At 43.9% G+C, this 21,679-nt stretch carries 22 protein-coding genes; 9 read left to right on the top strand and 13 right to left on the bottom strand.

Going from position 1 to position 21,679, the window contains the following annotated elements; genetic code table 11:
• The first annotated feature begins 143 nt into the window (after positions 1-143).
• The gene (locus K0I73_RS11255; protein ID WP_220061226.1) at positions 144-515 is read left to right on the top strand and encodes a diacylglycerol kinase; all 372 of its coding nucleotides are present in this window, start codon (positions 144-146) and stop codon (positions 513-515) included.
• A 198-nt stretch (positions 516-713) separates the two neighbouring features.
• A complete protein-coding gene (locus tag K0I73_RS11260) occupies positions 714-1,625 on the top strand; it encodes a hypothetical protein (RefSeq protein ID WP_220061227.1) in 912 nt (303 codons plus the stop codon).
• 252 nt (positions 1,626-1,877) lie between these two features.
• On the opposite strand, the gene K0I73_RS11265 is transcribed toward K0I73_RS11260, so the two are convergent.
• Positions 1,878-3,104 (bottom strand): nucleoside recognition domain-containing protein, encoded by a 1,227-nt coding sequence (locus tag K0I73_RS11265; protein ID WP_220061228.1) that lies wholly within the window; start codon positions 3,102-3,104, stop codon positions 1,878-1,880.
• 90 nt (positions 3,105-3,194) lie between these two features.
• On the opposite strand from K0I73_RS11265, the gene rsmF reads away from it, so the two are divergent.
• Positions 3,195-4,631 (top strand): 16S rRNA (cytosine(1407)-C(5))-methyltransferase RsmF, encoded by a 1,437-nt coding sequence (gene rsmF / locus K0I73_RS11270; protein WP_220061229.1) that lies wholly within the window; start codon positions 3,195-3,197, stop codon positions 4,629-4,631.
• 294 nt (positions 4,632-4,925) lie between these two features.
• Here rsmF and K0I73_RS11275 read toward each other — a convergent pair whose 3' ends face one another.
• The 9 genes from K0I73_RS11275 to apbC are packed head-to-tail and all read right to left on the bottom strand — an operon-like array spanning position 4,926 to position 11,848.
• A complete protein-coding gene (locus K0I73_RS11275) occupies positions 4,926-5,714 on the bottom strand; it encodes a TatD family hydrolase (protein WP_220061230.1) in 789 nt (262 codons plus the stop codon).
• 45 nt (positions 5,715-5,759) lie between these two features.
• Positions 5,760-6,086, bottom strand: a complete 327-nt coding sequence (locus tag K0I73_RS11280) for a PilZ domain-containing protein (RefSeq protein WP_220061231.1) — start codon at positions 6,084-6,086, stop codon at positions 5,760-5,762.
• A gap of 8 nt (positions 6,087-6,094) precedes the next feature.
• Positions 6,095-7,012, bottom strand: a complete 918-nt coding sequence (gene holB / locus K0I73_RS11285; RefSeq protein WP_220061232.1) for a DNA polymerase III subunit delta' — start codon at positions 7,010-7,012, stop codon at positions 6,095-6,097.
• 2 nt (positions 7,013-7,014) lie between these two features.
• On the bottom strand, positions 7,015-7,644 hold the full coding sequence (tmk, locus tag K0I73_RS11290) for a dTMP kinase (protein ID WP_220061233.1): 630 nt from the start codon (positions 7,642-7,644) through the stop codon (positions 7,015-7,017).
• Positions 7,641-8,648, bottom strand: a complete 1,008-nt coding sequence (gene mltG / locus K0I73_RS11295) for an endolytic transglycosylase MltG (protein ID WP_220061234.1) — start codon at positions 8,646-8,648, stop codon at positions 7,641-7,643. Before mltG ends, tmk begins: the two co-directional genes overlap by 4 nt.
• Positions 8,645-9,469 carry an aminodeoxychorismate lyase gene (gene pabC, locus K0I73_RS11300; RefSeq protein WP_220064352.1) on the bottom strand — a complete coding sequence of 275 codons (825 nt, stop codon included), beginning with the start codon at positions 9,467-9,469 and terminating at the stop codon, positions 8,645-8,647. Before pabC ends, mltG begins: the two co-directional genes overlap by 4 nt.
• Positions 9,470-9,480: 11 nt before the next feature.
• On the bottom strand, positions 9,481-10,062 hold the full coding sequence (dcd, locus tag K0I73_RS11305; protein ID WP_220061235.1) for a dCTP deaminase: 582 nt from the start codon (positions 10,060-10,062) through the stop codon (positions 9,481-9,483).
• 27 nt (positions 10,063-10,089) lie between these two features.
• A complete protein-coding gene (gene udk / locus K0I73_RS11310; protein ID WP_220061236.1) occupies positions 10,090-10,725 on the bottom strand; it encodes a uridine kinase in 636 nt (211 codons plus the stop codon).
• A gap of 10 nt (positions 10,726-10,735) precedes the next feature.
• Positions 10,736-11,848 (bottom strand): iron-sulfur cluster carrier protein ApbC, encoded by a 1,113-nt coding sequence (gene apbC, locus K0I73_RS11315; RefSeq protein ID WP_220061237.1) that lies wholly within the window; start codon positions 11,846-11,848, stop codon positions 10,736-10,738.
• Between the two features lie 159 nt (positions 11,849-12,007).
• Between apbC and metG the strand changes: the two genes are divergently transcribed.
• Positions 12,008-14,029, top strand: a complete 2,022-nt coding sequence (gene metG / locus K0I73_RS11320) for a methionine--tRNA ligase (RefSeq protein ID WP_220061238.1) — start codon at positions 12,008-12,010, stop codon at positions 14,027-14,029.
• Positions 14,030-14,106: 77 nt separating this feature from the next.
• Here metG and K0I73_RS11325 read toward each other — a convergent pair whose 3' ends face one another.
• Positions 14,107-14,859 (bottom strand): Nif3-like dinuclear metal center hexameric protein, encoded by a 753-nt coding sequence (locus tag K0I73_RS11325; RefSeq protein WP_220061239.1) that lies wholly within the window; start codon positions 14,857-14,859, stop codon positions 14,107-14,109.
• 214 nt (positions 14,860-15,073) lie between these two features.
• On the opposite strand from K0I73_RS11325, the gene K0I73_RS11330 reads away from it, so the two are divergent.
• Together K0I73_RS11330 and pdxY are read left to right on the top strand one after the other, a co-directional pair.
• On the top strand, positions 15,074-15,424 hold the full coding sequence (locus K0I73_RS11330; RefSeq protein ID WP_220061240.1) for a hypothetical protein: 351 nt from the start codon (positions 15,074-15,076) through the stop codon (positions 15,422-15,424).
• A gap of 511 nt (positions 15,425-15,935) precedes the next feature.
• Positions 15,936-16,790: a pyridoxal kinase PdxY gene (gene pdxY, locus K0I73_RS11335; RefSeq protein WP_220061241.1), complete on the top strand. Its 855-nt coding sequence runs from the start codon at positions 15,936-15,938 to the stop codon at positions 16,788-16,790.
• 134 nt (positions 16,791-16,924) lie between these two features.
• On the opposite strand, the gene K0I73_RS11340 is transcribed toward pdxY, so the two are convergent.
• Positions 16,925-17,416: an outer membrane lipoprotein gene (locus K0I73_RS11340; protein WP_220061242.1), complete on the bottom strand. Its 492-nt coding sequence runs from the start codon at positions 17,414-17,416 to the stop codon at positions 16,925-16,927.
• 52 nt (positions 17,417-17,468) lie between these two features.
• Between K0I73_RS11340 and aat the strand changes: the two genes are divergently transcribed.
• The 3 genes from aat to infA all read left to right on the top strand — a co-directional run bounded on the left by aat (position 17,469) and on the right by infA (position 19,221).
• A complete protein-coding gene (aat, locus tag K0I73_RS11345; protein ID WP_220061243.1) occupies positions 17,469-18,179 on the top strand; it encodes a leucyl/phenylalanyl-tRNA--protein transferase in 711 nt (236 codons plus the stop codon).
• Entirely contained in the window at positions 18,169-18,873 is a 705-nt protein-coding gene (locus K0I73_RS11350; protein WP_220061244.1) for an arginyltransferase, read from the top strand. Before aat ends, K0I73_RS11350 begins: the two co-directional genes overlap by 11 nt.
• A gap of 129 nt (positions 18,874-19,002) precedes the next feature.
• Positions 19,003-19,221 carry a translation initiation factor IF-1 gene (gene infA / locus K0I73_RS11355; protein ID WP_011865366.1) on the top strand — a complete coding sequence of 73 codons (219 nt, stop codon included), beginning with the start codon at positions 19,003-19,005 and terminating at the stop codon, positions 19,219-19,221.
• Between the two features lie 184 nt (positions 19,222-19,405).
• Here the strand turns inward: infA and clpA are convergent, their stop codons facing one another.
• Positions 19,406-21,661, bottom strand: a complete 2,256-nt coding sequence (clpA, locus tag K0I73_RS11360) for an ATP-dependent Clp protease ATP-binding subunit ClpA (protein ID WP_220061245.1) — start codon at positions 21,659-21,661, stop codon at positions 19,406-19,408.
• Between the last annotated feature and the right edge of the window lie 18 nt (positions 21,662-21,679).

Genomic DNA, 21,679 nt, shown 5'->3' on the forward strand with positions numbered 1-21,679 from the left:
AAACCAAAGTTCTGTAAGATAAGTTTAGACCAATGAATCCCAAAATATTAAAGGGTAATGTATTGGTGGTTATTTGAATGTTATACTTTCGCCACTTTTTTCAAGTCCCCTAGCCCATGGTTAACATTTAGTATTGGAATTTTATGAAACCGGAAAATAATTACGGCATTAAACGTATTTTTCGCGCGACTGGTTTTTCTATGCAAGGACTCAAACTTGCCTGGCAATCAGAAGCCGCCTTTAGACAAGAACTAATCTTGGCTATAGTAATGCTGCCAATAGCCTTGCTTGTCGATGTATCTACCGTAGAACGCATCTTATTGATAATGACGCTGCTTATTGTTCTCATCGTTGAATTACTTAATTCAGCAATTGAAGCAGTAGTCGATCGTATTGGTCACGAGATCCACCCATTAAGTGGCCAAGCAAAAGATATCGCATCAGCAGCGGTATTCATCAGTTTAGCTTTATGTAGCATAACCTGGCTGTTAATTATCTGGCCGCTGGTTATTTAGCACTCAACTTGGCCTCTAGGGACATCTGTGCACAGAGGCCATGATCTTTGCGATCGCTACCTTGTTTCAACAAAAAACAAGACTTTGTTGACATTTCTTGATACAAATCATTCACAATTCAATTAATCCTGCTAAAATGACTAGCCTATAAGTGCCCTAGTATATGGAAATCACTAACTTATAATCATAAGAAAATTGATGAGGCTTGATTTAGTGATTAAATATTCAACTCTATTAACACTTGGTTTACTTAGTAGTTCGGTGATTGCAGCCGAGGATACTCTTATCTCTTCAACTCCAATTGAAGAAAGTAAAACAATGATTAGAGTTGGGGGATTTTATTCCAATTCCAATTCCAGCATGGATGTCACAGATCCTCTTCGAGGAGACAATTTTAAACTTGATTTTGAAGAAGACCTTAACCTAGAAGAATCGCAGTTCCTTCCTTTCTTTGAGGTACAATATCAGTTCAATTCCAAGCACAGCATCTATTTTGACTGGAAACAACTTCATCGTAATGCCGAAGTCAAAAAGCTTACCGTCCCATTTCAAGTAACCCTTGATAATCAAATCTACGATATACAAGCAGGTGGCCGATTAGAAACAACACTCAATATTGATATTGCGCGTTTGGGCTATAAGTATAATTTTTATCAAGGCAATAACTATAATTTGGGACTGTCCCTTGGACTACACACCATGTTTATCAAAACAGCATTTGATGGTGATATCGGTGTTTGCATCGAAGGGGAAAGCATTCAACAATGTGGCGCGACTGCGACGCCAAAGTTTGTTGATGAAGAGGTCACAGCACCACTTCCTGATATAGGTTTATATGGTGATTATGAGTTTGTACCAGGCTTTACATTTAACGCTCATGCACAATATTTCTATATTAAACTCGATGATGTAGAAGGCAGCTTAATCGATGTCAAAGCGGGGATTGAAGCCGCTATCACAGAAAACTGGCATATGAGTGCGGCATTTAACTATTATAAAGTTGATGTCGACTTTAAACACAACATCACACAGGTTGATAGTAACGTCGCAGACTATAATCTTTACTACAGTTTTATCGGCCCTATGTTGTCTGTTAGCTACCGTTTTTAAATCACTTATTAGGGCCTGTTGATCTTTATTGGTTGAATTTTGTTAAAGATAAAAAGCATTTTAATCTAAGTTAATCATTTACTTCCTAACGTCATCAGCTTTTATATAGCATAACGACACCACAAATCTACCTTCCTTTATGAGTCCCCAGCAATTCGCTACAAAACAAATCACTACAAAACTTAGAAAAATCAACAAGCCCTAATCGCCATAAGAGGTTCGTAAAGCTCATCGAGAGTGATAAATAATTGATTAACCATAAAACTGATAACAAACCCAGATAGCAGCACAGATCCCCGCAATGTCAGCAGTTAATCCACACACTAACGCATGGCGCCCATTACGAATACCCACGGCACCGAAATACACCGCCAGTACATAAAAAGTGGTTTCAGTACTGCCTTGTACTATCGCCGCTAGCCTGCCGGCAAAAGAATCAACGCCATAATGCTGCATAGTTTCTAACATCATAGCTCTTGCCCCTGAACCACTAAAAGGCTTCATCAATGCGGTAGGCAATGCATCGATAAATCGCGTATCCCCGCCGATAAGCTTAACTACAGCTGCAATCAAATTTAACAGGTAATCGAGTGCTCCCGATGAACGCAGCAACGCAATAGCTAGGAGCATGGCTAACAGGTATGGGATCAGCTTCACAGCCTGCTCAAACCCCTCTTTCGCGCCAGCAATGAACTCATCATAGACAGCCACCCGTCGTATGCCCGCAACGAGAACAAAGCTAAAAATAAGCATAAGTAAAATGCCATTACCGAGGGAGGTTGATAGCGTGCCTATTGCACTCGCGGTTAAGGTTCCTAGATAAAAAACCAGTGCTGAGATGCCTCCCAAGATCACAGCGGCGTAGCCCATGATCACGCTATTAAAAAGAGATAGCCTCTGAAAACAAGCAACAACTAACACGCCCACTAATGTTGATGCCGTTGTCGCTAACAATATCGGTAAAAAGATGTCTGCTGGCGCAGCAGCGCCTTGTTGCGCTCGATACAGAAAAACGGTCACTGGAACCAGTGTGACCGAAGAGGTATTTAATACTAAAAACAGTATTTGCGCGTTGGTGGCTACCTCTTTATTCGGATTAAGCGATTGCAAATCTTGCATCGCTTTCAACCCAAGGGGTGTAGCCGCATTATCGAGCCCTAAGACATTAGCCGTTAAATTCATGGTTACGCTGCCAAATGCAGGGTGACCTTTAGGAACTTCAGGCATAAGTCGGCGTAGCAAAGGTTCAAATAGAAACGATACCGCCGCGACAACCCCGGCTTTTTCCCCGACTCGCATCAATCCCATCCACAGCGATAGTACTCCTATCAATCCAAGTGAGATCTCCGCAGCGAGCTTAGCACTGGCAAATATCGAATCAACGGCATCCGATAGTACATGCCACTCTCCCTGTGACAAGGAAATACCAATAGACAACAATGCAGCCCCAAAAAAAATCAACCAAATGCGATTAAGCACACATACTCCTTTAACCCCTGGTCTATTACCCGATAGCGTAACCACCTATGTGGTATACTGCTAGCTAACAATATCTGGTTTTTCTTTCTTATGGTTCAACTAAATCAAAATTTTATCAATAGCATAGCTCAAGAGATCCCCGAACATCTTTCGATGGATGATTTTATCGCCTATAGTGCGATGCCACTCAGACCATCGATTCGGGTTAATACACTCAAAATATCGACGGTGCATTTTATTGCGCTGATGCAAGCAAAAGGTTGGCAGTTTGAACCGATTCCATGGTGTGACGCTGGTTTTTGGGTCACGGTCGAAGATAAGGTGCAACTGGGCAATACCATAGAGCATATTCAAGGACTGTTTTATATTCAAGAAGCCAGTTCAATGCTACCTCCCCTTGCTCTGTTTCCAGATGCAATAGCAACTCCAGCTGACTTGACCCTGTTAGATATGGCTTCTGCACCGGGATCAAAAACAACTCAGCTTGCAGCAATGATGTACAACCAAGGCTTGCTTGTTGCTAATGAATACTCATCTAGTCGAGTCAAAGTACTGCACGCTAATGTATTACGAATGGGGGTAAAAAATACCGCATTAACCCATTTCGATGCTCGGGTCTTTGGTGAGTATCTCTATGATACTTTCGACGCTATTTTACTCGATGCACCTTGCAGTGGTGAAGGCACAATACGTAAAGACCCTGATGCGTTAAAGCATTGGGATTTTAGTGAGATTGAGTCGATTGCAAATACACAAATAGACCTGATAGAGTCTGCTTTCCTCGCCTTGAAAACCGGCGGCTCTTTAGTCTATTCAACCTGTACACTCAATCGCACAGAGAACCAACAAGTCTGCCTACACCTTAAGCAGCTTTATCCAGACGCAGTTGAGTTTGAGTCACTCGCCACGCTATTTCCTGATGCCGACAAAGCCTGTACCCCAGAGGGTTTTTTGCATGTTTGGCCACAGATTTATGATAGCGAAGGTTTCTTTATCGCAAAGATAAAAAAGATTGCCGATATTGAGCGCGCCGTTCCAGAGCCAAAACGACAGAAAAACTTCCCCTTTAGCGCCGCCAGTGACAAACAAATAACGGCGCTCGAAGAGTATGTTCAATCAAGTTTCGGCATCACGTTAACGGAACATGGGGTGATAATGCAGCGTGATGATGAATATTGGTTATTTCCGCATAACATCATGCCATTGATCGGTAAGATCCGCTTTCAGCGCATTGGTATTAAAATTGCTGACGCGCTCAAGAAGGGCTTTAAAGCCCGCCACGAAGCCATTATCGCATTGGCTACAACAACGAATAGTATTGAGTTAGATGAGCAACAAGCGATTAGCTACTTAATGGGTCGTGATATCATGCTCGATGCGAAAGTTAACCCCATGGGAGAGCAACTAGTCAGTTATCATCAAGCAAACCTTGGTATTATTAAGCACTTAGGGAATAAACTAAAAAATAGCCTTCCTAGGGAGTTGGTTAAAGACAAAATTTGTCCTTCGTTAAATGAAAAGCTGTAAGTCGCAGAAATTAGATGAGCAGGGATCGGCGGGGAAAGGCCATAGCAATAATAGTAGATCGCCAACCCCAAAGGAGTTGACACATTTTGTTACATTAAAGTGTGCTTAAAATTTATACTGAAGAAGCAGCTAGCTAAAGCTTGACTACAATAAAGGTCTGAGAGCAAATAGAGGCAATCTCAAACAGTAGCGCACGGCTCTGCAAAGAGCCATTCCCCTAGACCCAGAACAATTGGAATAGTTTTGGGTCTTTTTTTGTCTGTCTTTTCTTGCCTGTAATACCAACCCGTTAATTTATCGACCGACTAACTTCGCCGCATCTTTAAACAGACTAAAAAAGTTACTAGATGTGTAATCGGCTAACTCTTCAAATGACTCCCCTCTCAACTCTGCGACAAACTCAGCGACATCACGTACAAAAGCGGGTTGATTTTCTTGACCACGATGAGGAACGGGGGCTAAATACGGCGCGTCGGTTTCGACTAGAAGGCGATCTTTCGGGACTTTGCGAATCACAGTACGCAGCTCACCAGCATTCTTAAAGGTAACAATTCCCGAAACCGAGATATAAAAACCGAGATCGATAGCCGCTTTAGCCATTTCCCAGTTTTCGGTAAAGCAATGTAATACGCCTCCCACTTTATCCGCATGACCCGCCTTAAGTAACGCTATGGTATCTTCTCTCGCATCTCGAGTGTGGACAATCAGTGGCTTATTGACCTCAACCGCTAATTCGATTTGTTGCTCGAAACAAGATTGTTGTAATGCCTTAGTATCATCGGCATAGAAATAATCTAAACCCGTTTCACCAATAGCGACAACTTTTGGATCTTTGATATATGAATGTAACTCAAGGGTATCTAACCCCTCTTTCACATCCAGAGGATGAACACCAGCCGATAGAAACACTTGCTCAAATTCAGCCATTTTGGCCTGCATGGCCGCAAAACCTTTTTGGCGTACATTCACGCAAAGGAAATAGTCGACGCCACGTGATTTAGCTTGAGCGAGGATCTGGGTTAACGAGGCATGATCGGGCGCTATTTTGAGGCGATCTAAGTGACAGTGTGAATCGATAAGCACGCTTATTTCCAACTAAACAACGAAAAAGGAGGCAAGCATACCTAGCTACATAGTACAGGTCAAATCACTGGACGCCAGCTCGCGAGACAACAGATTCTCTATATGATGTTTGTGGGTTGTCGCATCGGACGTTATTTTTACCCCGATTCCAGCAGGTCGACCACCCGATGCGCCTAGAGGATTGATCCACACCACAACTCCTTGAAACTCGTGCTTCACAGTAGAACCAGGTAATTGGTAGACAATCGACAACTCTTGGCCTAAATAATGGCTTTCAGTCGTCGCAACGAAAAGGCCCGCAGGCTGAATAAACGGCATGTAAGCACGGTATAGCTGATGTAAAGTATCAAAATTAACTACGAGATCGACCATATTTATTTTTAACTTGTTGTTAGCGACTGATACTCTAAGATAAACGATTGAAATATAGCCATAAAATTTATATTCGGCATCATATTTAACTCATGATATGTTGCCATTACCTTGGCTGCAAAAGTGGTTATCTTAACGTTAATTAATGCATCGGCACTTTTCTGCTTAATCAGTTTTTGTCTTAAAACGAGATACAAAACCTTAAGCGCATCAGAAACTTGCTTTTGATCTATACTAGTTAAATTAGCACACAGGTGTCCAGACGACAAACTTTGTATCCAGTCTTTTCTGAATTGAATTAGCTGGGTATAGCGATCCGATTGCAACGCCGCAAGCAATTCGATAGGCCCGCCCATTACTGGTAGACACCAAGTGACATCACTTTTAAGTTCAACGTGCTCTAATATCCACTTTTGAACTTCACTCGCCACCGGCAGAGTAAAATGTAAACGCTGACAACGACTGCTGATGGTCGCCATCAAACGACCTGGCGTATCTGTTTGCAGTAAAAGAAGCGTCTCTTTGCCCGGCTCCTCTAATGTCTTAAGCAGTGCATTTGCAGCAGCGACATTTAAGCGTTCACAGTTTTTTATTACAGCTACACGTCTACCGCCCTGCTGTGCAGTAGACGTCAAACGCTGGCAAAGATCTCTTATTTGATCAACTTTAATCTGATTACCATCGGCTTCTACCTGATAAAAATCGGGATGATTTCCAGCAAGAAAGAGCTGACACGCTTTACAGTGACCACATGGCCCGCTCGGCGTTGGCTGTTGGCACAAGGCAATTTGCCCTAGGGTTAACGACAGTTCGAGGCCGCCATACCCTTGATGCATCCCCACTAAATAGGCATGTCCTTGAAGACCTGCGCTCACCTGCAGACTAAACTGTTCAATAACCGTCTTGTGCCAAAGGATCGCGTTCATCACTACCAACCTTGCTGTTGCAGCGCGGTCAAAATGTCGTGATGAACTTCAGCCATACTCTGACTGGCATCAATCACGATGATTGAGTCATCTTCGTCTGCGAGTGATAGATAAGTCGCTCTAGCACGTTCAAAAAAACTGATCGCCTGTTGCTCGATTCGATCTAATGCGCCGCGTTCAGCCGCTCTTTGAAGACCAAGCACGGGATCAATATCAAGGTAGAGAGTTAAATCAGGTTTAAACCCCTTCAATGTTGCTTCACTCACCGTCGCCACCAAAGGCATCAAATTACGTCCACCGCCTTGATAGGCTAACGAAGATAAATTGTGCCTATCCCCTAGCACCCATTGGCCATTCGCGAGCGCAGGCTTAATCACATTAGCAACAAGTTGTGCCCGCGCGGCATAGATAAGCAAACACTCAGCTTCATCACATAGCGGATCGCTAGGATCGGCTATTTTAACCAGATCACGTATGCGCTCCGCGAGCGGCGTACCACCAGGCTCGCGAGTGCACACAGGCGCTGCACCATTGTGCTGCTCGATAAAATCTTTGACTAAAGCGATAGCACTCGATTTACCCGCTCCCTCTAATCCTTCTATGACGATAAATTTAGCGCTATTTTTGTTCATCGGTTTCTCTGATATTTATCTACGGCACGATTGTGCTCTGTTAATGTTCTAGAAAAAATATGGCTACCATCATTTTTGGAGACAAAATAGAGATAATCCACTTGTGCAGGATGAGCTGCTGCCAGCAAAGAGGCTCCACTTGGCGCGGCGATAGGTGTTGGAGTTAATCCATTAATACGATAAGTGTTATAAGGTGTCATTTCACGTAAATCCTTACGTGTAATGTTGCCCTGATACTTGTCCCCCATACCGTAAATCACCGTGGGATCGGTTTGAAGGCGCATTTTTTTACGTAATCGATTAGTAAATACCGCAGATATCCACGGACGTTCACTGGCTTTGCCCGTCTCTTTTTCAATAATCGACGCCATAATAAGCAACTCATAAGGCGAAGATAATGGAATACTTGCGTCCCTTTCCTGCCAAGCTTTGTCTAATTCACTTTGCATCTTTAGGTAACTTTGTTCGACAATAATCTTAATGTCATCCCCTGCACCATAATGATAAGTATCGGGATAAAACTTCCCTTCTGGCAAACCAGAAGTATCACCGTGATCAAGTAGTACTTGATCAAATATATCGTTTTGCCACTTTATCCGGGGTAATTGCTGCAAAACAGCACTCCACTCCTTAATCGTTTGACCTTCAATGAGCGTGACACTAAAGACCATCTCTCGGCCCTGAGTTAACTTATCGAGTAAACTGGTTATCGTATCTTCTGGCGTCATCAGATATAAACCTGAGCGGATTTGCGCGAGCTCTGGATTAAGCTTAATTAGCACCTTTAACTTCCAAGTATCGGCAATCACCCCACGCTGCTCTAAAGCGCTAGCCATTTGCATAAAAGAGGTGCCTCTTTTGATTTCAAGTTCCTGTGCAGAATCCAGAGCAAGAGGGCTTTGGCTATAACTTAACACCGACTGGTAACACCAAAAGAGTCCAACACTAGCAATGCAGAGTAATGATAAGAGTACAGCGATAAGACTAATAAAGCGTTTTTTCATAATGATAAGGGTAGCGTTTTAATAATTTTTTGAGTTAATTCACTTGGCGAAAAAGCCAATTGGTCAATACGATTGACACCGATGACACCAAAGAGACTATTTGACAATAATACATGCTCGAACTCGCCTAATTCGCTGTAGGTGACGGGCCTAATATCGACATTGAAGCCTGACTCAATAAACCAGTAAATCAGTTGCTCTCGCATCACGCCAGCGACTCCAGACAAGTGCAAGCTAGGTGTCACTACTTGGCTATTTTTAATCAAAAATAGATTCGCCATTGATGATTCAATAATGGTGTCTTGGGTATCTAACACCAACCAATCATCGAAGCCCTCTTCCAGCGTCTGGGCTTTAATGAGCACTTGTTCTAGCCGATTAAGGTGCTTCATGCCAGCGAGGCGTGTTTGTAAGGCCAAGCGCATATTGCTCGTTTGCAGCGCGATCCCTGTTGATTGCCACCGTCGATAATGAGTCGGAATAGGATGAAGCGAAATAACCTCGGTAGTCGCTGCTTTTTCTGGCGGTTGATATCCACGCCCACCAACACCTCGACTCAGCAAAAGCTTAAGGCAAAAGTCACCATTAAACGACTTGTGCTCTTGTTGCACTATCGATGCAATTAGACCTTTAAGTTCGATAGAAGGTTGCCACTGTATTCCCAATCGTTTTGCACTTTGGGTTAAACGCGCCATGTGGGTATCGATAAATAACACCCCCTCTTTGGTGCAGCGCATAGTAGCAAAAAGGCCATCGCCATAAGCGAGGCCTCTATCAAACGCAGATACTGTCTCTTGACGAGCGCTATTGACCCATAGCAATCCTGACATGATTAGTCCTGACTGATCCGACTTGCGACGGCTTCTTGTTGATCTCTATACTTAGCGCTTTTACGCTGGTTGTACGGACGTGCAACCGGCGAATTTAATCGCTCAAAGTTAAGCGCGCCAATCGTCATTAAAGGACGAAGCGCCAATGGCAGCTTTCCGCTGTTATAAAACTCGAGCACTATCTTGCCTTGCCAACCTGGGTCGATACGGTGTGCAGTGACATGCACCATCAAACCGAGACGCGCAAGTGAAGAGCGTCCATCAAGCCAGCCAACGATATCTGCAGGTAAAGTGACATTTTCATGGGTAATAGCCAACGCAAGTTCACCTGGGTGCAAAAAAAATGCTCCCCCTTCGGGGATCACGATTTTGTCGCTCATCACACTATCGAGCGCTGCCTGCATTTCGGCACTTGGACCACTTAAGTCAATAAAAGGAGCCGTATGATCTTGAAATACGCGAAACTGATTGCCCAATTTGACATCAACACTGACACCACTAATCGCGTCGGCATCAGGACGGGGCTCGATAATAATCGTGCCGTCATCTAAACATGCTTCAATCTCTAAATCAGTCAAACGCATCTCAACTAAACTCCTAAATTGAACCTGCTATCTTACCAAGAGGTGTTGAATTCTCGCTTTCAAAATGTCGGTTGCAATACGGTTTTTACCGCCGCGAGGAACAATAATGTCAGCGTATTGCTTAGATGGATCGATAAACTGTAAAAACATGGGTCTCACCGTTTGAGTATATTGCTGCATAACGGACTCCATCGTTCTGCCACGTTCAGCAACATCACGAGATAAACGACGCATAAAGCAGATATCAAGCGGTGTATCCATAAACACGCTGGCGTCCATCTTCTCTCTCAGTGTTGGGTCTGTTAGCAGTAAAATCCCCTCAAGAATAATCACTTTCTTGGGCGTCATCTTAACGGTTTCTGCAATACGCGTATGTTCGGTATAGCTGTATTGAGGAATATCCACCGCTTGACCGTTTTTAAGGGCTTCTAGATGCTCACACAACAGTGGATGGTCTAGCGCCTTAGGGTGGTCGTAATTGGTCAATACTCGCTGATCCATCGATAGATGGCTCTGATCTTTATAGTAAGCATCCTCCGCAATCACACCTATTTCATCGGTGCCTAAATCGCGACATAACTCTTCATAAATCGTCTTCGCGATTAGACTCTTACCCGATGCTGATGCCCCAGCAATACCAATAATGACACATTGCGATTTCATGCTTTAAACCTTACTCATCTTCTGAAATTGAAATTGAAACGACACTTTGTGCCTGAGTTAACGCCAGTTGCGCGCCAACTTTTCTTGCGATAGCTAAATAAAGCTGTGCAACCTGACCTTCACTATCTGCTACCACAGTCGGCACGCCGTTATCAACATCTTCCCGAATATTGAGTTTAAGCGGCAACTGGCCTAACAGAGGTACATTGTAGCGCTGCGCCATTTTAGCGCCACCATCTTGACCAAACGGATGCTCTTTATGACCACATTCACTGCAGAGGTGAAAACTCATGTTTTCAACAATCCCCAGCACAGGAATATTCACTTTCTGGAACATACTGACGCCTTTCTTAGCGTCAGCAAGCGCGATATCTTGTGGTGTTGTCACTATAACCGTGCCACTTACAGGGACTTTTTGTGACAAGGTCAATTGAATATCGCCCGTTCCTGGTGGCATATCGATAACCAGATAATCGAGTTCAGGCCACAGCGTTTCGTTTAGCAACTGAGCTAACGCGCCTGCTGCCATTGGACCACGCCAAACTGCCGCTTCATCACCGCCTAACATAAAACCAATAGACTGTGCGGCAATTCCATGAGCACTCGCCGCGGTCATCATTTTGCCATCTGGGGATACCGGATTGAAATCTGGGACGCCTAGCATGATAGGAATTGAAGGACCGTAAATATCAGCATCGAGAATACCCACTTTGGCGCCTTCAGCTGCTAATGCTAACGCCAAATTAACCGCCGTCGTCGACTTCCCTACACCACCTTTACCCGATGCTACGGCAATAACTTGCTTTACATTCGGCAATGGCTCTACTGCACCAGAGGCGATGGTCGCAGGTTGAAAGTCAATTTCACATTCCACTTCATCAATGGCGTCGAGTACGGCTAGCTTGTTGGTGATTGCCATTACAGTGTCACGATATTGTGTCTGACAGGGATAGGGATAGCACAATCCAAGTTGCAAACGCTTGCCTTCAATATCTAGCTTAGTAACACAACCCGCGGTCACTAAACCTTGCTGTAAATTTGGATCTTGATATGCGTCTAAAATGGCCAAAACTGGCCCGAGAAGATCATCACTAAGGTGATAATTATGAGAAGCTGAAGACAAAACGACTACCCCCTAAATTTAATTTGGCTAAGTGTATCAGAAATTCTGACAATATTCGGATAGATTTAGCTCAGTTAAAGCAGCTTTTGGTGAAACTTATGCAATGATCGGTTAGTATCTATGCCATTCTTTTTGGGCACTTACTGATTTTGAGACAAGATGACAACTTCACAACGTAAAATTCTCGTGACTAGCGCACTTCCTTATGCCAATGGACCGATCCATTTAGGTCACATGTTGGAATATATTCAAACCGATATTTGGGCTCGCTTCCAAAAGCTGCGTGGACACGAGTGTCATTATATTTGCGCCGACGATGCCCACGGCACACCGATTATGTTGAAGGCGCAACAATTAGGTATTGCGCCAGAAGAGATGATTGCTCAAGTACAAAAAGAGCATCAACAAGACTTTGCTGACTTCAATATTGAATTCGATAACTTCCACAGTACTCACAGCGATGAGAACCGCGCACTAGCCACTGAAATTTATCTAAAGCTACGCGACGGTGGTTACATTAAGTCGAGAACAATTTCACAACTATTCGATCCAGAAAAGTCGATGTTCCTTCCCGATCGTTTTGTCAAAGGTACTTGCCCTAAGTGTAAGTCCGTCGACCAATATGGCGATAACTGTGATAGCTGTGGCGCAACCTACAGCCCAACAGATCTAATCGATCCTAAATCTGCCGTATCGGGCGCAACTCCGATAATGAAAGACAGTGAGCACTTCTTTTTTGACCTTCCTGCGTTTGAAGACATGCTTAAAGAGTGGACACGTTCTGGCTCGCTGCAACAAGAGATGGCGAATAAATTAGGCGAATGGTTCGACCAAGGTCTACAGCAGTGGGATATTAGTCGTGACGCTCCGTACTTCGGCTTCGAGATCCCGGATGCGCCAGGTAAGTTTTTCTACGTGTGGCTAGATGCGCCTATTGGCTACATGGGTTCATTTAAAAACCTTTGCAACAAGCGTGAAGGCCTAAACTTCGACGAGTTTTGGGGTAAAGACTCTACTGCTGAGGTTTATCACTTTATCGGTAAAGATATTGTCTATTTCCATAGCCTATTCTGGCCAGCGATGCTTGAAGGTGCAGGTTTCCGCAAGCCTAACAGTGTTTATGCTCATGGTTATGTCACTGTCAATGGCGCAAAGATGTCTAAATCTAAAGGTACCTTTATTAAGGCGCGTACTTATTTAGATAATTTAGATCCTGAATATCTTCGTTATTACTACGCAGCAAAGTTGAGTAGCCGTATTGATGATTTAGATCTGAACTTGGAAGATTTTGCACAGCGAGTAAACTCAGACCTTGTTGGCAAATTAGTTAACTTAGCCTCTCGTACCGCTGGATTCATCAGCAAACGCTTTGATGGCAAGTTGGCCAAAGTGGCCGATCAGTCATTAACTGAAGCCTTCTTAGCCAAACAGGAAACAATCGCTCAATTTTACGAAACTCGCGAGTTTGGTAAGGCGATGCGCGAAATCATGGCGCTAGCCGACATCGCCAATGGTTTTGTCGCCGATGCAGCACCTTGGCAGCTAGTTAAGCAAGAAGACAAACAAGATGAAGCACATCAGGTTTGCAGTAATGCACTTAACCTGTTCCGAATTTTGGTCACTTACCTTAAACCAGTACTACCTAAACTGGCTAAAGACGTAGAAGGCTTCCTGCTATTAGACCTAACTTGGGACGACTTAGGCCGTGACCTAGCAGGGCATCAAATTGCGCCATTCAAGGCACTAATGCAGCGCGTTGAGATGAAAAACATCGAAGCGATCATCGAAGCCTCTACCGAAAACTTACAAGTTAGCGAGGCACCAAAGAGTCAGCTAGATCTTGACCCAATAAGCGAAGAGATAAGTTTTGATGATTTCGCCAAACTCGACTTACGTATTGCACGTATCGCAAAAGCTGAGCATGTGCCTGAAGCGAACAAGTTACTGAAACTGCAACTTGATCTAGGCGGTGAAACCAAGCAAGTCTTTGCTGGGATAAAGTCAGCTTATGCACCAGAAGAGCTTGAAGGTAAACTGACCGTGATGGTCGCAAACCTTGCGCCGCGTAAGATGCGTTTTGGCATGTCAGAAGGTATGGTACTTGCCGCGGGTCCTGGAAAGAAAGATTTGTGGATTCTAGAGCCACACGAAGGTGCTCAGCCAGGTATGCGTGTTAAGTAACAAATTACACTTATTCAAATAAAAGGCCGTTCAGCGGCCTTTTTACTATCTCTAAATCAACTTAGTAAAATACTCGCTTATACTGGATTAGTGATATCGACAAAGTGATGATCCAAATCAAACTTACGCGCTAAGTGTTCACCTAATGCCTGAATACCAAAACGCTCTGTGGCGTGATGACCCGCAGCAAAATAATGAATATCTTGCTCGACAGCGCTATGGAAGGTCCGCTCTGACACTTCACCACTGATAAATGCATCAAGGCCCAACTCAACCGCGATATCGATATAATCTTGAGCCCCACCGCTACACCAGGCTAAGTGACTTATGCCTCTATCGCTTTCCCCTAAACGTAGGGCCTCTCGGCCCAATACGCGACTGAGATGGAGAGAAAAGTCATCCACCGACATAGGCTCATCGAGACGACCCTGCCAAACTAGTCCCTGGGGGGAATCGGCTATCGGCTCAGCGTCTATAATGCCTAGCGCCCTAGCAAGCTCAGCATTATTACCAAGCATAGGATGCGCATCAAGCGGTAAATGGTAACCATACAAATTGATCCCATTATTGATTAATGCTTTGATTCGCTTATATTTCATCCCTGTTATCACGTCACTCTCACCCTTCCAAAAAAAACCATGATGCACAAGTAACGCATCGGCATTGAGTTCGATAGCGCGATCGATCAATGCCTGACAGGCTGTCACTCCAGTCACTATAGTTTTAATCTTATTGCGCCCCTCTACCTGCAATCCATTCGGCGCATAATCTTTATAAGTTGCAACTTGTAAAAACTCGGCAAGATATTGAGTTAACTCTAAGCGATTCATTCAAACTCCTCATCATTTCCCTAAATAAACAACCAAGCACAATCAATTAATGTCGCAAACACTAGGCTGTCATTATTGCGCTTAGTGTAGCCATAACTGAGGGGCAGTTCATAGAAATACGTTGAATTTCTGTGAAAATTGGACTTTTAAACCCTTTAAACTATAAAATTACTTCAAACCTTCAATTAAACATTAAAAGAAATAGGTTAAGACTATGTCAAAGTTGACCAAAGAAGAGGTGATTAGCGCGTTAGAGTCTGCACTAAGCAAAACACAAGGGCAGACAGTTTCTATCGAGCAGAAAGGAAGTTGGTATAAAATCGATGGTGGTAAATCTCTTCGTTTTAGCGAACTAGAAGCAATGCTTGCCGAGCAATGTGGCAATGTTGAAACATCTAAGCCTGCTAACAAGGTAAAAAAAACGCCTGCAGCAGCTAAAAAGTCTGCACCAACAAAAGCGGCGAAAGAAGTACAAGCTAATCAGAGTTCAGGCTCTGGTATGACACCTAAAGAGCTATGGCGTGCAAAATTAGCCAATAAAGATCAACTTCCTCGCGGATTCTAATCTTTACTCTAACAAAGGAGCCTTATGGCTCCTTTGTTTTAAAGCTCACGCCAAAAAACTGCTGACTTAGATTCTGTTTACACCGAGTAGACGGCACAACTCTCCCGATACTCACCTCCAATCTGTCTCACAATTCAATCCATCGCTCTTGGTTATAACGATACTAGATCACAGACTATTGTTTACACCGTTGATACCTAACCGAAAAGTCACTATAAGCTCAAGCTGAGTTAGCCAAATGATGGATCTCCCAATGTCATCATACTTAACCTGAACTCACATGAAGAGACTGAATCATTCTCGACTAATTTACTGTTCTACAGCCAAGTATTCTTAAGCTTGTCACCACTTTTTCGACTAAGGCGTATTCACGTGCCAGCAGTCAGTTGAATGCAAGGCTGCTAGAAAAATTAAAGGCTATTTGAAACATGTTTATTACTCCAGTTCAGGTGAGTTAGGTTTTCCCAAACAAATCATCAGCAACAATCTCAACATATAAGGTAATCGTTAGGTGAAAGGAATTATTTCAATCCAATCGCATGTCGTATTCGGCCATGCCGGTAATAGTTCAGCAGTTTTCCCGCTACAACGCATGGGAATGGAGGTTTGGCCTATCCACACGGTACAATTTTCAAACCACACTCAATATCAACAAGGTTGGACCGGACGCGCATTTTCGGCCGACCACATTGATGAATTAATCAGTGGTATCGACAACATAGGTAAACTTAGTGATTGTGAAGCAATACTGTCCGGTTATCAGGGCAGCGCTGAGCAGTGCCAAGCCATTATTAACACCGTCAGCAAAGTGAAGGCGAAAAACATAAACGCGATTTATGTATGTGACCCGGTCATGGGCGATCCAGAAAAAGGCTGCATTCTCGCCGAAGGGATCACAGAACAACTCATCAACCAAGTGATGCCTATCGCCGATGTGATTGTGCCCAATCAATTTGAGTTAAGCCAGTTTACTAAGATGGAGATCACTAACCTAGAACAGGCCAAAGCCGCCTGTGAAAAGGCGTTAGCATTAGGCCCTAAAATGGTACTGGTTAAGCATCTGCATTCTAGTTTAGCTAACACCTTCACTATGATGTTAGCGACACATTCAGCTTGCTATATCTGCCAACGCCCACAACTGGCATTCGATAAACAACCTGTCGGAGTTGGCGATCTGATCTCCGCGCTGTTTACTGGGGGATTACTCAAAGGAATGAGCCCTGTTGCTGCATTTGAACATGCAGCCAACGCTAGCTATGGTGTACTCAAGGTCACTCAACAAAATCGCCACTGGGAGTTACAAACGATCAAGGCGCAGGATGAGTTGGTGTCACCCACTGAGCAGTTTAAAGCCCAAGTCGTTTAAAAATAATCCAATAAAAGCGCTAATCTTTATCCGATAACCCCTTGGTCCTGCTTTAAGGGCCAAGTGGATTAACGAAAGAGCCGACAAAAGCCCAGCCAGCAGTTCCAGATAGCGCTAACTTACTATCCCACTAACTACATCGCGATATCGACTCGTACTCGGCCTTTTAGATAGACAACTCTCACCTCATCATCGGCACTAAACACCATTCCAGGGTCATAATCCTGAATAACCATCACTTGCTCACCATCTTCGAACGTTATCATCAACTCCACGAGTTTCAGTTCTTGGTAATAATCACTGCTATAGCGATTACCTACCCCGGCACCGATCATGGCGCCAAGAACGGTTGCCACATCTTTTCCTGAGCCGCCGCCAAACTGATGACCAATAACACCACCTAACAACGCCCCGCCAAATGTTTTCCAGCCTTGATTACGATCTTCAACTAACTGGGTTTGGGTTATGTTTCGCACTGAAGTCACATAACCATAAACAACTTTCTCAACCGGTACCGCTTGGTCACGTTCATAAGCAGCTATAGCATGTGATGGCAGACCCAATGTGCTGGTCGCGACAAAAACAATACAAACAAGACTAAAGAAACGGCTTATAGGTTTCAACATGGCAGGTTTTCCGCTAACTTATAGAGAGGCTATCAACTAATTTTACTCAATTGTGAACTCACTGTCCTATTTAAATCATGAGCTGGCCAAGTTCCCATCGCCAGAATACGCATTGACCGATCCCAATGGTTTATTGGCTATCGGCGGAGATCTACACCCTAAACGCCTGCTAAGCGCTTATTATGACGGGATCTTTCCATGGTTTAACGAAAATGACCCTATCTTATGGTGGTCGCCAGATCCCCGCGCAGTCTTTGTGCCGGGATCGATGAAAATTAGCCGCAGCCTAAAACGCCATGTTAAAAAGAGTCATTGGCACTTTAGTGTCAATAGGGCCTTTGCTCAAGTTATCGAAAACTGCGCAAAAACCAGAGAAGGACAAGATGGTACCTGGATAACCCAAGAGATACAGGATGCATACAAAGCACTGCATATTCAAGGTAAGGCGCATTCAATCGAGGTTTGGGAGAACGACGAGTTGGTAGGAGGATTATATGGTCTTGCTATTGGGCAGGTATTTTGTGGAGAATCTATGTTTCATCACAAAACAAACGCCTCAAAAGCAGCAATGATGATGTTACATCAACACTTACTAACCCATAAGTTTCGCCTTATTGATGCCCAAGTAATGAATCCTCATCTTCAGTCTTTAGGTGCCAAAGCATTAAAACGTAGTGATTTTATCAACCTGTTAAAACGTTTCAGAGATATCGAAGTCGCCAGTGATACTTGGCACTCTGCCGAGGTCTATCTTGAGCTCTAAGTCAGACACGATTCAAGTTGGTATGACCAACACGTTTATATGTAGTTATCTACCCGAACAACAAGAGCAGCTACTCGTTCTGCAAGAAAATACCATTAATGTGGAACTGTTTGAGCAGTTATTGAGTCTAGGATTTCGACGTAGCGGAGAGATGCTATATAAACCGCACTGTCCCCATTGCCAAGCATGTCAGCCAATAAGGATACCGGTAAAGCAATTTACTCCCTCTCGGCGACAGAAACGTACCTTAAAAAATAACCGAGATTTAAGTTGGTCCATCGTCAAGGCAACATCAGATGAGCATTATCAGCTTTATCAACAATATATCGAACAACGTCATCATGATGGTCCCATGTTCCCGCCATCGAGAGAACAATACGATAACTTTATTCAATGCGCATGGCATCAACCACTCTTGATTGAAATCAGAAGCTGCAACGCATTGATTGGCGTCGCCATAACCGACATGCTGCCCAATAGTCTATCAGCCATTTATAGCTTTTTCTCTCCAACGCAAGATAAGCGTTCGATGGGCGCATTGATGATCCTTGTTCAATGTCGTATTGCTAAATTAATGGGAAAAGATTTTTTATATTTGGGTTATCAAATCGATGCATCGAGAAAAATGAACTACAAAAAAGCATACCAACCCTACCAGATCCTTACTGCAAACGGTTGGCAGCAAAGTGAATAATCCCCTGATTGTAGAAAAAATAATGCAAACAGTTATTTCGGGATAACTAACCACCTCTTTACAGCAAGCGTATTTTGCGGCATGATACGCCCGTTTTTAATATTTGAAGGCTAACAGGATAACTGATTAATGGCGAAAGAAGACAACATTGAGATGCAAGGCACTATTCTTGAAACCTTGCCAAATACAATGTTTCGAGTAGAGCTAGAGAATGGACACGTAGTAATCGCCCATATCTCAGGCAAAATGCGTAAAAACTACATCCGTATTCTTACGGGTGACAAGGTCACAGTTCAGCTGACCCCTTATGATTTGAGCAAAGGGCGCATCGTCTTCCGTTCACGCTAAAGTTAGCTAACGATTTAATTAAAAACCGGCAGAGCCGGTTTTTTTGTTTACTAAATTTAGTTTCATATTGTATTTCAACGCAACTAAAGTCAGTAGACTCTGCATCAAAGATGCATTTTTTACCGATCGATAGAAACAAAAAGGGCTGCAATTGCAGCCCTTTTATATGCTTATTTTTTATAGACTAATGAGTGACCTTCTCTGGACTCTCGACATTAATGGTTAATTTGTCACCTTCAACATCGACATGAGCTGTACCACCTTTCTCCAGTTTGCCAAACAAGATTTCATCAGCCAGTGGACGTTTAATCAACTCAGTGACCACTCTCGCCATTGGACGAGCGCCCATCGACTTATCGTACCCTTTTTCGGCTAATAGGGTTCTGGCCTCATCGCTCACTTCGAGTACCACAGCTTTATCATCAAGTTGCGCTTGAAGTTCAACAAGGAACTTATCAACGACCTTAGCGATAACCGTCATATCTAAGTGATTAAACCAGATGATCTCGTCTAATCGGTTTCTAAACTCTGGCGAGAACACACGATTGATTTCAGATAAGGCATCCTGAGTATGATCTTGCTGCTTAAACCCTATCGATTTACGCACCGTTTCCTGCACGCCGGCATTAGTTGTCATCACTAAGGTTACATGCCTAAAGTCGGCTTTACGGCCATTATTATCAGTCAAGGTACCATGATCCATCACCTGTAATAGCAGGTTATAGACATCGGGATGTGCCTTTTCTATCTCATCGAGTAACACAACGCAGTGTGGATTCTTAATCACAGCATCGGTTAACAACCCTCCTTGATCGTAACCAACATACCCAGGAGGTGCACCAATCAAACGTGACACTGTATGGCTTTCCATGTACTCAGACATATCAAAACGAACAAGATTAAGTCCCAGACACGATGCTAATTGACTAGTGACCTCGGTTTTACCGACACCCGTAGGGCCTGCAAATAAGAAACTGCCGACAGGCTTACCTTCGCCACTAAGCCCACTGCGTGACAAGCGTATTGCCGCACTAAGCGCTTCAATCGCCTTATCTTGACCAAATACAACCATTTTAAGATTACGCTCTAGGTTCTTGAGCATATCCTTGTCAGTGGTCGATACCGACTTCTCAGGTATACGAGCCATTTTAGCGATAATGGCCTCAATTTCACTCTGACCAATGGTCTTCTTACGTTTGCTTACAGGCAACATCGCCATTCTTGCACCCGCTTCATCAATCACATCAATGGCTTTATCGGGGAGATGCCTGTCATTGATGTGTTTATCAGAAAGACGCGCCGCAACACTCAGCGCGGCTAAGGTATAACGAACACCGTGATGTTCTTCATACTTAGACTTAAGCCCTTGCAAAATTTTAGTCGTTTCGGCTACAGAAGGTTCATTGATATCGACTTTTTGAAAGCGTCGCGCCAAGGCACGATCTTTCTCAAAAATACTTTGATATTCTTGGAACGTAGTCGATCCCATACAACGTAAGTTACCACTAGATAACAAGGGTTTTAGCAAGTTAGATGCATCCATGACTCCACCAGATGCCGCACCTGCGCCGATAATCGTATGAATTTCATCAATAAACAAAATTGCATGCTTGTCTTCGGTTAATTCTTTGAGCAGACTCTTGAAACGCTTCTCAAAATCACCGCGATATTTAGTACCCGCTAGCAAGGCACCAAGGTCGAGCGAATACACAGTGGCATTCTGCATCACTTCTGGCACTTCTTCGTTGACGATACGGTAGGCTAATCCTTCCGCTATGGCCGTTTTACCAACGCCAGCTTCACCCACTAACAGGGGATTATTCTTACGACGACGGCATAAGATTTGAATTGAGCGCTCAATCTCATCGGTGCGTCCAATAAGTGGGTCAATATTGCCCTTACGAGCCTCTTCGTTAAGATTAGCCGCGAACTGAGATAACTTACTCCGCTCCTCCGCCTCACTGTGGTCTTCGATCTGTTCGGGCTCTTGGCTGCTATCCGCATCGTCTCGTCCAACACCGTGAGAGATATAGTTGACCACATCTAAACGAGTAATTTCTCCATTTCGAAGCAGATACACCGCTTGTGACTCTTGTTCACTAAAAATAGCCACCAGCACGTTGGCCCCAGTCACTTCATTGCGCCCTGAAGATTGCACGTGAAATACGGCGCGCTGAAGCACTCGCTGGAAACCCAGAGTTGGTTGAGTTTCTCGCTCGTCGTTGGGGTCGGCAATGATTGGCGTGGTTTGTTCAATAAAACTAGCGACCTCTTCTCTCAGCTTGTCGAGATTGGCCCCACATGCGATTAATGCCTCTTGCGCCGCGGGATTATCGATCAAAGCCAATAGCAGATGCTCTACGGTCATATATTCATGACGCGCGTCTCTGGCTTGCTGAAAAGCCAGATTCAAGGTGACCTCAAGATCTTTATTTAACATAAGCACCCCCTAAAATTA

The organism is Shewanella mesophila (assembly GCF_019457515.1).
In the GTDB taxonomy this organism is placed as follows: domain Bacteria; phylum Pseudomonadota; class Gammaproteobacteria; order Enterobacterales; family Shewanellaceae; genus Shewanella; species Shewanella mesophila.